The sequence below is a fragment of the Methylobacterium sp. AC433 genome (assembly GCF_979253015.1).
In genome coordinates, this window is the sequence record NZ_CEEDBN010000012.1 from 20442 (window position 1) to 32577 (window position 12136).

Annotated in this window: 11 protein-coding genes; 5 read left to right on the top strand and 6 right to left on the bottom strand. The window is 72.1% G+C overall.

Going from position 1 to position 12136, the window contains the following annotated elements:
* The first annotated feature begins 98 nt into the window (after nt 1-98).
* The 3 genes from purE (at nt 99) to AC0IWM_RS16450 (ending at nt 2858) form a co-directional block, all read left to right on the top strand.
* Entirely contained in the window at nt 99-596 is a 498-nt protein-coding gene (gene purE, locus AC0IWM_RS16440) for a 5-(carboxyamino)imidazole ribonucleotide mutase (protein ID WP_471756752.1), read from the top strand.
* A 13-nt stretch (nt 597-609) separates the two neighbouring features.
* A complete protein-coding gene (locus AC0IWM_RS16445; protein WP_471756754.1) occupies nt 610-1719 on the top strand; it encodes a 5-(carboxyamino)imidazole ribonucleotide synthase in 1110 nt (369 codons plus the stop codon).
* Nucleotides 1720-1982: 263 nt separating this feature from the next.
* On the top strand, nt 1983-2858 hold the full coding sequence (locus AC0IWM_RS16450) for a tetratricopeptide repeat protein (protein WP_447678248.1): 876 nt from the start codon (nt 1983-1985) through the stop codon (nt 2856-2858).
* A gap of 106 nt (nt 2859-2964) precedes the next feature.
* On the opposite strand, the gene AC0IWM_RS16455 is transcribed toward AC0IWM_RS16450, so the two are convergent.
* The 4 genes from AC0IWM_RS16455 to AC0IWM_RS16470 all read right to left on the bottom strand — a co-directional run bounded on the left by AC0IWM_RS16455 (nt 2965) and on the right by AC0IWM_RS16470 (nt 7660).
* Nucleotides 2965-4017 (bottom strand): DUF2778 domain-containing protein, encoded by a 1053-nt coding sequence (locus AC0IWM_RS16455; protein ID WP_471756757.1) that lies wholly within the window; start codon nt 4015-4017, stop codon nt 2965-2967.
* A 327-nt stretch (nt 4018-4344) separates the two neighbouring features.
* Nucleotides 4345-5331 carry a class II fructose-bisphosphatase gene (glpX, locus tag AC0IWM_RS16460; RefSeq protein ID WP_471756759.1) on the bottom strand — a complete coding sequence of 329 codons (987 nt, stop codon included), beginning with the start codon at nt 5329-5331 and terminating at the stop codon, nt 4345-4347.
* A 134-nt stretch (nt 5332-5465) separates the two neighbouring features.
* Nucleotides 5466-6788, bottom strand: coding sequence for a homoserine dehydrogenase (locus AC0IWM_RS16465; RefSeq protein WP_471756761.1), 1323 nt, complete (start codon nt 6786-6788; stop codon nt 5466-5468).
* Nucleotides 6789-6955: 167 nt separating this feature from the next.
* Nucleotides 6956-7660, bottom strand: a complete 705-nt coding sequence (locus AC0IWM_RS16470; RefSeq protein ID WP_471756763.1) for a ceramidase domain-containing protein — start codon at nt 7658-7660, stop codon at nt 6956-6958.
* Between the two features lie 106 nt (nt 7661-7766).
* Here AC0IWM_RS16470 and xth point away from each other — a divergent pair, with 106 nt between their 5' ends.
* On the top strand, nt 7767-8561 hold the full coding sequence (gene xth, locus AC0IWM_RS16475) for an exodeoxyribonuclease III (RefSeq protein ID WP_056469982.1): 795 nt from the start codon (nt 7767-7769) through the stop codon (nt 8559-8561).
* A 64-nt stretch (nt 8562-8625) separates the two neighbouring features.
* On the top strand, nt 8626-9255 hold the full coding sequence (locus tag AC0IWM_RS16480; RefSeq protein WP_471756765.1) for a glutathione S-transferase family protein: 630 nt from the start codon (nt 8626-8628) through the stop codon (nt 9253-9255).
* 30 nt (nt 9256-9285) lie between these two features.
* Here the strand turns inward: AC0IWM_RS16480 and AC0IWM_RS16485 are convergent, their stop codons facing one another.
* Both AC0IWM_RS16485 and ilvD read right to left on the bottom strand, forming a co-directional pair.
* Complete coding sequence (locus tag AC0IWM_RS16485; RefSeq protein ID WP_471756767.1) at nt 9286-10185, bottom strand: tetratricopeptide repeat protein; 900 nt, start codon at nt 10183-10185, stop codon at nt 9286-9288.
* Nucleotides 10172-11902 (bottom strand): dihydroxy-acid dehydratase, encoded by a 1731-nt coding sequence (gene ilvD, locus AC0IWM_RS16490; RefSeq protein WP_056469976.1) that lies wholly within the window; start codon nt 11900-11902, stop codon nt 10172-10174. The genes AC0IWM_RS16485 and ilvD overlap by 14 nt, the downstream gene beginning before the upstream one ends.
* Nucleotides 11903-12136 lie beyond the last annotated feature (234 nt).

The following is a 12136-nucleotide window of genomic DNA, read 5'->3' on the forward strand; positions in this document are numbered from 1 at the left end:
CTTGCGGGCGCGCCACCGCTTTTGTATTCGGCGTTCCAGGGGCCGCGGCGCGTCGCACGGCCCGTCTCAACACCTCTTCGCGAAGGGATCTGACGACCATGGCGGGAGCCTCCCCGGTCGCGATCATCATGGGCAGCCAGTCGGACTGGGCGACCATGCGGCATGCCGCCGAGACGCTGGATGCGCTCGGCGTCGCCCATGACGACCGCATCGTCTCGGCCCACCGCACCCCCGACCGCCTCGTGGCCTTCGCCAAGGGCGCCAAGGCCGAGGGATTCCAGGTGGTGATCGCGGGCGCCGGCGGCGCCGCCCACCTGCCCGGCATGACGGCGGCGATGACCCCCCTCCCCGTCCTCGGCGTGCCGGTGGAATCGAAGGCCCTGTCGGGCCAGGACAGCCTGCTCTCCATCGTGCAGATGCCCGCCGGCATCCCGGTGGGCACCCTGGCCATCGGCCGGGCGGGCGCGGTCAACGCCGCGCTGCTCGCCGCCGCCATCCTCGCCCTCACCGATCCGGCCCTCGCCGCGCGGCTCGAGGCCTGGCGCACCGCGCAGACCGCGGGCGTCGCCGAAACCCCGCGAAGCGACCTACCGTGAAAAGCACCTTGCCTTGACTCCGATACACTCCCTTCGCCCCGGCGCGACCCTCGGCATCGTGGGCGGCGGCCAGCTCGGCCGCATGATCGCCCTCGCGGCCGCGAATTACGGCCTGCGGGTCCACGTCTTCGCCCCCGACGCGGACAGCCCGGCCTTCGACGTGTCGGCCGAGGCCACCGTCGCGGCCTATGACGACGTCGAGGCCCTGGCGCGCTTCGCGGCGAGCGTCGACGTGGTCACCTACGAGTTCGAGAACATTCCGGCGCGGGCCGCCGAGGCCCTGGCCGCGAAGGCGCCCCTGCACCCGAACGCCGCCGCGCTCGCCACGACCCAGGACCGGCTGACCGAGAAGCGCTTCATCAACGCGCTGGGCATCGAGACCGCGCCCTTCCGCGCCGTCGACACGGCCGAGGACCTCGCCCGGGCACTGGCCGAGATCGGCCGCCCGGCGGTGCTGAAGACCCGCCGCTTCGGCTACGACGGCAAGGGCCAGCGCATGATCCGCGCGCAGGACGAGGGCGATCCCGCCGCGATCCTGGCCGACTTCGATGGCGCGCCCTGCATCCTCGAAGGGTTCGTGCCGTTCGAGGCGGAGGTGTCGGTGGTCGCCGCCCGTGGGGCCGATGGGGCCTTCGCGGCCTACGATCCCTGCGCCAACGAGCACCGCGACCACATCCTCGCCGTCACCCGCGTGCCGGCTCCCGGGATCGCGCCGCAGACCGAGGCCGCCGCCATCGGCATCGCGCGCCGCATCGCCGAGGCGCTCGACTATGTCGGCGTGCTCGCCGTCGAGATGTTCCTGGTGCCCCAGGCGGACGGTCCCGCCCGCGTCGTGGTCAACGAGATCGCCCCGCGAGTCCACAATTCCGGGCACTGGACCCTCGAGGGCGCGACGACCTCGCAATTCGCCCAGCATGTCCGGGCGGTCTGCGGCTGGCCGCTGGGCGATTCGGCCCGGGTCGGCGGCATGGCGGTGGAGATGCACAACCTCATCGGCGACGACGTCGACGAGTGGGCCGCGATCCTGGGCCAGCCGGGGGCGCAGCTCCACCTCTACGGCAAGGGCGAGGCCCGGCCCGGCCGCAAGATGGGCCACGTCACCCGGCTGCTGCCGAAGCCCTGAGGGGCCTTCCGAAAACCGCGGCCCGATTGCGACACGGGTCCGGCAACCGACGGTTCCGCCGGCCGTTTCGGGCCGGTGCGCGCGGCGGGCCATACCTTCGCCACATCCAACCGCTTGAGCGGAACCCGTCGCCGACTTTAAGCGCCCATTCACCGCGATGCGGGATGGTGCCGGCGCGATCGGCCCCGACCATGCGGGCGCCGGCGAGGGATACGATCGATTCGGGGGCGGTGTCGCGCGCGGCGCCGGGGGGAGCGAGGACCATGACGGTTTTGAAGCTGCGGGCATCGAAGGCGGGGCTGATCGGGGCCACGGCGCTCGTGGCGGCCGCCCTGGCCGGCTGCGAGACCTATGGCGGCGGCGCCACCGCGTCGCGCCAGTTCGCCGTGCTCGAATCGGACCAGACGGGGGCCACCACGGTCAACATCGCGTCGCTCAGCGACGTGATCCAGCGGAACCCCAACGACGCGGCGGCCTACGTCACGCGCGGCGCGGCCTATGCCCGGGCCGGCCAGTTCAACGACGCCATCGGCGACTTCACCAAGGCGGTGCAGATCGATCCAAACTCGGCCTCCGCCTACAACAACCGCGCCCTGGCCAACCGCCAGATCGGCCGCAACGACGCCGCGCTGCAGGATTTCTCGAAGTCCATCGCCGCCGACCCGAACTATGCCCCCGCCTATATCGGCCGCGCCAACGTGCTGCGCGCCCAGGGCGACCTGGAGGGCGCCACCTCCGACCTGAACCAGGCGATCCGCCTCGCGCCGGAATCGGCCGAGGCCTATCACGCCCGCGGCCTCGTTCGTCAGAAGCAGGGCCAGAACACCCAGGCCATCGCGGATTTCGACGCCGCCATCGACCGCAATCCCTTCGTGGCTGCCCCCTACGCCGCCCGCGGCCAGAGCCTGATCGCCACCAACCAGTACGACAAGGCGATCGAGGACTACAACGCGGCGCTCAACGTCAACAACAAGGACGCCACCTCCTGGGCCTATCGTGGCCTCGCCTACGAGAAGTCCAACCGCAAGAAGGAGGCGGTGGAGAGCTACCAGCGCGCCGCGCAGATCGAGCCCGGCAACCCGGTCGCCAAGCAGGGCCTCGGCCGCGTCCAGGGCGGCGTCGGCTCGTTGTTCAACTAGGCCTTCGTCGTAAAGTTGAGGGATCCGGCGCGCCGGCCCGGTCCCGGAGGGATTCGGGGGCGCGGGCGGAGGCCGAGGTTTCCGCGAACGCGAGCGTCCGGCGGCGCTAGCCGCCGGCGACCACGATCAGGCGCTGAACCTCGCCGCGCAGGTAGGCCTGCAGGAACTTCTCGTAGTTCTTGAACGAGACGCAGCCGTTCGAGGCGCCGCTCGCCCCGAGCATGTAGGTGTGTGCGAGGAGGCCGACCCGGCCGTGCACCGCCTCCGGCCCCCCGATGGGATTGAGGCGCAGGGCGCGCACGCCGTGGAAGGGCTGCTCGCGCTCGGTGATGTCGTAGGTGCCGACCGGGGTCGGTCCCTTCATGCGGACATGCACGTGCGCGGGATCGTCCATGCTCTCGCCGAGCCCCGAATGCGCCTCGAGCTTCTCGCCGTTCGGGAGCGTCACCACCTTGGCGCGGATGTCGTAGACCGCGACGCCGCCGGTGCCGCTGCGCGGCACCAGGTTCAGCGCCCTGCGGAAGACGTCGTCGGCGGGCTTCGTCTCCAGGGCCGCGTAGGCGAGCCGTGGCGGCTCCGGGTTCTCGATGCCGAACAGCTTCTCGACGAAGGAGCGGGTGTCCTCCGGCGGGGCCGCGGCGGCGGGCGGGGCCTGACGCGCCGCGGAGCGCGGCGGGCGGGACGAAGGCCGGCTCGAGCGGAATTCGGGGGGGCGCGGCACGGGCAGCGGGACCAGCCGCGGTGCCAGGGGCTCGGCGACGGCGGCGAGGGTGGATGGCGCCGGACCGGCGTCCGGCGGCGAAGGCTCGGGGATCGCCGCCACGGCGGTCTCCTCCGCGGCGGCGGGCGCCTCGCCCTGCGCGAGGCCGGCGGGTTCGCCCTCCGCCTGCGTCGCGGGTCCTGGCCCGCCGGCGACCGCCGCCGCGTCCGGCTCCGGCGGCGCCGTCGTCACCGGGCCGGCCGCCACGGCATCGTCCCGGACCGGGGCCGGTTGACGGGACCAGTGGGCCAGGCCGCCGCCGAGGAGGACGGCCAGGGCCAGCGTCCCGCCGACGGCGATGCCCGACCGCCGCGCGGAGGCCCCGGCCTCGCCGGTGCTCGGATCGCGGCGCACGGTGACGTGACCGGTCGTGGCGTCAATCTTGGCAAGGTCGATCATGATCAGCGCGATCCGCCGTTCCGGGCCGGCGCCGATGCCGGTCCCTCCATCCGCGCCAATTCGGGCGCGGGCGACGAACTCGGAAGTATTCGGCCGTCACGATGGCCATCTCAGTCGGCCGAATCGGCAATTTGATGGCGGCATTGCGCCGACTTTGGGCGCCTATACAGGCCAAGACGGCGTCGATTTGGCCGATAGTGAGGCCGCTCGCGCCCTGGCAGGCGGCCGAATGCAGTCGATCCGGCCTCGAGAACATCGGATCCGACAGGGTTCGGGCCATGCGCATCGCGCCGCCCGCGCGCTGACCCTCGGCCGGCTCTGCCCGCCTCAGACCTCCCCGAGCAGCCGGTGCTCGCAGAGCATTCGCCGGACCGTGCCGCTGGCGGAGCGGTAGACCACGGTCTCGGTCTCGATCAGGCCGGGCCGGAACCGCACTCCCCTGAGCAGGGCACCGTCGGTGACGCCGGTGGCGGCGACGATGACGTCGCCGCGGGCCATGTCGTGCAGCTCGTATTTCCGGTTGGGATCGCTGATGCCCATCCGGGCGGCGCGCTCGCGCTTGTCGTGGCTGTCGAGGATCAGGCGGCCCTGCATGTGGCCGCCGATGCAGCGGAGCACGCCGGCGGCGATGACGCCCTCGGGGGCCGCGCCGATGCCGAGATAGATGTCGGCTCCGGTCGCATCGGCATTGGCGGTGTGGATGATGCCGGCGATGTCGCCGTCCGAGATCAGGCGGATGCCGGCCCCCGTCGCGCGCACGGCGGCGACGAGTTGCATGTGGCGCGGGCGGTCGAGGATGATCGCGGTGATCTGGGCCGGGTCGACGCCCTTGTGCCGGGCGAGCGCGCCGATGTTGTCCGCCGGGCTGGCGTCGAGGTCGACGAGGCCGGCCGGGTAGCCGGGGCCGATGGCGATCTTCTGCATGTAGACGTCGGGGGCGGCGAGCAGGGAGCCGGCCTCCGCCAGGGCCGTCACCGCGATGGCGCCGGGCATGTCCTTGGCGCAGAGGGTGGTGCCCTCCAGGGGATCGACGGCGATGTCGACCTTCGGGCCGTCGCCGGTGCCGAGGCGCTCTCCGATGTAGAGCATCGGGGCGTTGTCGCGCTCGCCCTCGCCGATCACCACGGTGCCGTCGATGGGCAGGAGATTGAGTTCGAGGCGCATCGCGTCGACGGCGGCCTGGTCCGCCTCCTTCTCGCGGCCCTGCCCGCGCAGGCGCGCGGCGGCGATGGCCGCGCGCTCGGTGACGCGCGCCAGCTCGAGGGTCAGGGACCGCGCCACCGGCGCGCGCGATTCCAAGTTGCCACCGGACATGTGAGCCTCGCGCCCCTGCGCCTCTATCGGGCGCTCCTTATGAACTAAAATGCGAGTGAGGCATTAAGTTTCGCCAGCCGCGCGCATTTTTCTTCTGTCGTCCACCGAATGTACGCTGCCCGACGGAGGGGCCGCTACTCGCGCTCGATCCGGATCAGCTGGGGCGCCTCGGCGAGCAGGCCGTCGCCCGCGATGGCGTCGAGGGCGTCCCGGATGGTGCCCTCGGTGGCCGCGTAGGTGATGAGGACCAGGGGGACCGGCTGGCCGGAGCGGCCGTGCGGGTCCTTCGAGGCCGCGCTCTCGGACCGGCGCTGCAGGATGCTCTCGATGGAGATGTCGCGCTCGGCCATCCGGATGGCCACGCCCGCGGCGACGCCGGGGCGATCGTGCACGGTGAGGCGGATGTAGTAGCCGCCCTCGTGCCGCTGCATGGCGACGCGCTGGGACGGGCTCAGGGCGGCCGCGGGTCGCCCGAAGGTCGGGCGACGGGTGCCGGCGGCGATGTCGGTGATGTCGGAGACCACGGCCGAGGCGGTGGCCTCGCCGCCGGCGCCGGGGCCGATCAGGGTGAGTTCGCCCACCGCGTCCGCGTCGATGGTGACCGCGTTGGTCACGCCCATGACCTGGGCGATGGCGGAGGATTTCGGCACCATGGTCGGGTGCACCCGCTGCTCGATGCCCCCGGCCGCGACCTGCGCGACGCCCAGCAGCTTGATCCGGTAGCCGAGCTCCTCGGCCATGGTCAGGTCGAGGAGCTGGATCGCCGAGATGCCCTCGACGGAGACGCCCTCGGCATCGACCTCGGTGCCGAAGGCGAGGCTCGTCAGGATCGCGAGCTTGTGGGCGGTGTCGAAGCCCTCGACGTCGAAGGTCGGGTCGGCCTCGGCATAGCCGAGCGCCTGGGCGTCCTTGAGGCAGGCCTCGAAGGTCAGGCCCTCGCGCTCCATCCGGGTGAGGATGTAGTTGCAGGTGCCGTTCATGATCCCGTAGACGCGCGAGACGGCGTTGCCGGTCAGGCCCTCGCGCAGGGCCTTGATCACCGGGATGCCGCCGGCGACGGAGGCCTCGTAGGCCAGCGCCACCCCCGCCGCCTCGGCCTGCCGGGCGAGCGCCGCGCCGTGCTTGGCCAGCAGGGCCTTGTTGGCGGTGACCACGTGCTTGCCGGCGGCCAGGGCCGCCTCCACCGTCGCCCGGGCCGGCCCCTCGGCGCCGCCGATGAGCTCAACCACGCAATCGACCTCGCCCGAGCGCGCCAGGGCGACGGGATCGTCGAACCAGGCCACGCCGGCGAGGTCGAGGCCGCGGTCGCGGCTGCGGTCGCGCGACGAGACGGCGGTGACCCGAATCGTCCGACCGCTGGTCTGACCGAGGGCCTCGGCCCGGCGGGCGACCATCCGGACGACGGCGGCGCCGACGGTGCCGAGGCCGGCAACGCCGAGGCGAAGGCTCTGTGTCATGGGTGTGTTCCGTCACTCTGTCGCGCCGTGGACCTGCCGCGTCCGGCGGTGGCGCGGGGCCCGGCGTCGATCGGCGGAGGCGATTGCCGCGCTCGACGCGGCCCGATCTTCTGCAACGATTTGCCGGGGGGCGCAACAAAACGGCCGGCCGTCGCGGACCCGCGGCGTTACGATCGGCGTTCGCGGTAGCGGGCCGCGACGGCGATCAGCGCGTAGAGCACCCCGGCGTTGAGGACGTGCCAGAGGGCGTGGGTGCCCAGCGGCCAGACCGGGCAGACCGCCCGGTCGAGGGTGCGGAAGGCGAGCGAGACGGCGAACAGCGCGGCGATTCCGAGCAGCGCCCGTCCGGCCTCGCGCCGGGCCGGGCCGAGGGAGCGGCCCTGCGGCGCCAGCAGGCCGGCGGCGACGCCCGCCAGGGCCAGGATGGCCGGCGCGTAGCCGATCGAGCCGTTGGTGAGCGCGTCCATCGACCGGCCCGTCAGCCCGTCGAGGGCCGGCTCCAGGCCGATGCCGAAGGCGGCGAAGGCCAGGGTGGCGGCCAGCGCCGCCGCGAGGCCGAGGCCGAGGAAGCGGCGCATCGCCAGGAGGAAGTAGGCGTAGATGAACAGCGCGATCGGGATGACGTCGGCCAGCAGCGCCCACTGCACCGCCAGGGTGTGGAACAGGAACGAGCCGAGGCCCACCACCGCCACCAGGGCGCCGAGCAGGAGGGCCGGGGCATCCGCCGTCCCGGCCCGGCGCACGCGCCACGCCGCCAGGCCGGCGGCGACCAGGAAGGCGCCGTTGGACAGGGCGTTGACCGGCTCCGCCCAGAAGCCGGGATCGCTGCGCTCGCAATAGGCGTAGATCGGTGTCAGCCAGTGCCCGGCCATCCGGCCCCCATCCATCCGTCCCCGCGAACCAGGACGCCTTGCCAGCCCGAGGCGAAGGCCCGATGACGGACACCCTCGCGCAAAGACCCTCAGAGATTCCCAGCCCATGCGGATCGCCACCTGGAACGTCAATTCGATCAAGCAGCGCGTCGGCCACCTCGTCGGCTTCCTCGACGAGGCCAAGCCCGACGTGGTCTGCCTGCAGGAGCTGAAATGCCAGGACGAAGGCTTTCCCCGGGCGGAGATCGAAGCGGCGGGCTACGCCGTCGAGACCCTGGGCCAGAAGGCCTATAACGGCGTCGCCCTGCTGGTGCGCGCGCCCCTGGCGATGTCCGAGATCCGCCGCGGGCTGCCCGGCGACGACGGCGACGAGCAGGCCCGCTACATCGAGGCGCTGATCTCCGGCGACGATGTGCGTCCCGTGCGCGTCGCCTCGATCTACCTGCCCAACGGCAATCCGGTCGACAGCCCGAAATACCCCTACAAGCTCGGCTTCCTGGAGCGGCTGCGGCGCCACGCGCAGGGCCTGCGCGAGGCCGAGGAGGCGGTGGTGCTGGCCGGCGACTACAACGTCATCCCCGAGCCGGAGGATGTCGCCGACCCCGAGGCCTGGCGCGCGGACGCCCTGTTCCTGCCCCGGAGCCGGGCGGCGTTCCGGGCGCTCCTCGCCGAGGGCTACACCGACGCCCTCCGGGCCTGCGACCCGCGGCCGGGCCTCTACACCTTCTGGGACTACCAGGCGGGGGCCTGGAACCGGAATGCGGGCATCCGGATCGACCACCTCCTGCTCTCGCCCCAGGCCGCCGACCGCCTGGTCTCGGCCTCGGTGCAGAAGCACCTGCGCGGCCTGGAGAAGCCCTCCGACCACGTGCCGGTGACGGCGGAACTCACCGACGCGTGAGCGAACGATCCCGCCTCCCGCGGGTTGGGCCAGCACCGATCCCCCCACATGGAGGCAGTCCCGCGTGAAACTCTACGGCACCGGCTATTCGCCCTACGTCCGCAAGGTCCTCGTCGCCCTGGCCGAGAAGGGCCGGGAGGGGGAGCACATCCCGCTCTTCTTCCACGCCAAGGACCCGGCGTTCCAGGCGGCGAGCCCGCTCGGCAAGATCCCGGCCCTCGACGACGACGGCTTCCTGCTCGCCGATTCCTCGGCGATCCTGACCTATCTCGAGGCGAAGTTTCCGAGCCCGGCGCTGTTTCCGTCCGAGGCCAAGGCGCGCGGCCGCGCGATCTGGTTCGACAAGTACGGCGACACCGAGATGTTCGACGTCATCATCGTCCCCTTCGCCAACCGGGTTGTGAAGCCGAAGATGTTCGGCAAGGCCGGGGACGAGGCGGCCGTCGCCAAGGCCCTGACCGAGGACCTGCCGAAGATCTACGACTACCTCGAGGGGCAGATCGACGGACCCTACCTCGTGGGCGACGCCTTCAGCATCGCGGACATCTCGGTGGCGACCGGCTTCCACAACCTGCATCTGGCCGGCGAATCCGTCGATGCCGGGCGCTGGCCGAAGCTCGCCGGCTACGTCGCCGCCACCCTGGCCCGGCCGTCCTTCGCGACGGCGCTCGCGGCCCGGACGTCCCCGACCTGAGCGCCCGCGGGGGCGGCGCCCTTCCGCGGGTCAGCGCCGCCGGCGCGCCGACCCGGTGACCTGGGCGGACGTCTGGGAGGCCTGCGCCACCGCGGCGGCGCGGTCCTCCTCGCTGGCCGAGGCCCAGGTCTTCTCGTAGAGGGCGACGATCCAGTCGTCCTTGCGGCCCTGTGCGGCGTCCCGGGCCATGGAAAGCCACATCAGCCCGCGGGCCCGCTGGGCCGGAACGCCCTGGCCGTTGACGAGAAGCTGGCCGAGCAGGGCCTGGGCCGGGGCGTGGCCCTTCTCGGCGGCGAGGTTGAACCAGCGCGCGGCCTGGCGCGCGTCGGTGTCGACGCCGGTGCCGTCGAGGTAGAGCCGGCCGAGGTTGTACTGGGCGTTCGGGTCGCCGAAATACGAGGCCGCGTAGTTGAACATGTCGTAGGCGCGCTCGGGATTCGGGCGGACGTAGGTGCCCTTGATCCCGTCGAGGAAGTAGGCGCCGAGCGCCGTGAAGGCGCTCGCCACCACGCCCGAGTTCTGGGCGTCCGGACCCTCGTCCGTGGTGTCGTCGGCGATGCGGGAGAAGAACTCGAACGCCTTGAGGTCGTCGTGGGGCACGCCGTCGCCCTCGGCATACATGCGCCCGAGCTTCCACAGCGCCAGGGCATGGCCCTGGTCGGCAGCGTATTCGAGGGCGCGGGCGGCGCCTTCCTTGTCGCCCGCATTGTAGTCGCGCACGCCCATGCGCAGGGCCTCGCGGGCGCTGCGGTAGCTGCCGCCCGGAACGGGCGTCCGGGCGGTGGCGTCCAGTGCCGCCGCCGGAGCCAGGCCGAGGAGCACGAGCCCCGCCGCCGCGGCGAGGCGCCGGCCCATGCGTGCCAGCGGCCGATCCCGGGCGGCCCGCGCCGGCCGCATGGCGCGGCCGTGGGCTGTCCTAGATATCCGCATAGGTGTGCGTCTCCTCGGCGCCGCCCGGATGGGTCACCGCGCCGTTCACCGCCGGACCCACGGTCTGCTGGTACTTCCACAGGTAGCCGGAGGTGGCCGAGTTGGTGCGCGGGGTCCAGGCGGCCCGGCGCTGTGCGAATTCTTCGTCCGAGACCGCCACGTCGAGGGTGCCCTTGATGGCGTCGAGGGTGATCACGTCGCCGTCGCGGATCAGGCCGATCGGACCGCCGATGGCGGCCTCGGGCCCGACATGGCCGACGCAGAAGCCGCGGGTGGCGCCCGAGAAGCGCCCGTCGGTGATCAGCGCGACCTTGTCGCCCATGCCCTGGCCGTAGAGGGCCGCGGTGGTGGAGAGCATCTCGCGCATGCCGGGGCCGCCCTTCGGGCCCTCGTAGCGGATGACGAGGACCTCGCCCTCCTTGTAGGTGCGCTTCTGGACGGCCTCGAAGCAGGCCTCCTCGCCGTCGAAGACGCGGGCCGGGCCGGTGAAGACCTGCTTCTCCTCCGACATGCCCGCCACCTTCACGATGGCGCCCTCCGGCGCGAGGTTGCCGCGCAGGCCGACGACGCCGCCGGTGGGGGTCAGGGGCGTACCGGCGGAGCGGACGACGTCCTGGTCCGGGTTCCAGTGCACCTTCTCCATGTTCTCCGCCATGGTGCGGCCGGTGACCGTCATGCAGTCGCCGTGCAGGAAGCCGTGGTCGAGGAGCGTCTTCAGCAGCAGCGGGATGCCGCCGACCTCGAACATGTCCTTGGCCACGTAGCGCCCGCCCGGCTTCAGGTCGGCGATGTAGGGCGTCCGCTTGAACACCTCGGCCACGTCGAACAGGTCGAACTTGATGCCGCATTCGTGGGCGATCGCCGGCAGGTGCAGGGCCGCGTTGGTGGAGCCGCCCGAGGCCGCGACGGCGGCCGCCGCGTTCTCCAGGCTCTTGCGGGTGACGATGTCGCGCGGACGGATGTTCTTGGCGATGAGCTCCATCACCTTCTCGCCCGCCGTCATGCAGAATCTGTCGCGGATCTCGTAGGGCGCCGGGGCGCCGGCCGAGTAGGGCAGCGCCAGGCCGATGGCCTCGGAGACGGTGGCCATGGTGTTGGCGGTGAACTGCGCGCCGCAGGCGCCGGCCGACGGACAGGCGACCTGCTCCAACTCGTCGAGATCGTCGAGGGACATGTCGCCGACCGCGACCTTGCCGACGGCCTCGAACAGGTCCTGCACCGTCACCGGGCGGCCGCGGAACGAGCCGGGCAGGATCGAGCCGCCATAGATGAAGATCGCCGGCACGTTGAGGCGCACCATCGACATCATCATGCCGGGCAGGGACTTGTCGCAGCCGGCCAGACCCACGAGGGCGTCGTAGGCGTGGCCGCGCATGGTCAGCTCGACCGAATCGGCGATGACCTCGCGGGAGGGCAGCGAGGCGCGCATGCCGGCATGGCCCATGGCGATGCCGTCCGTCACCGTGATGGTGCAGAACTCGCGCGGGGTGCCGTTGGCGGCCGAGACGCCCTTCTTCACCGCCTGCGCCTGGCGCATCAGCGAGATGTTGCAGGGGGCGGCCTCGTTCCAGCAGGAGGCGACGCCCACCAGCGGCTGGTGAATCTGCTCGCGGGTCAGGCCCATGGCATAGAGGTACGAGCGGTGGGGAGCGCGCTCGGGCCCCTCCGTGACGTGGCGGCTGGGAAGCTTCGACTTGTCGGTTTTACGCGCGTCCATCGTTCGTCTCACCACCCCGGCCTGATACGCATGTGTGGGTTCGGAGCGACCGCGAACAGATGGGTGCGCTCCGTGGAAAGCCACGGCGCGCGGCCCCACCGGACCGTTTCTCGGAAAGCGTCTGAACTCCGCGGTAAAGCGTTGGGGGAACTATCGTTTACCGCGCTTGCTGAGGTGGTCCCGGTTTATGGCGGGATCGCGGCGGCGAGAGGGGTCTCCCAAGGCAAAGTCGGG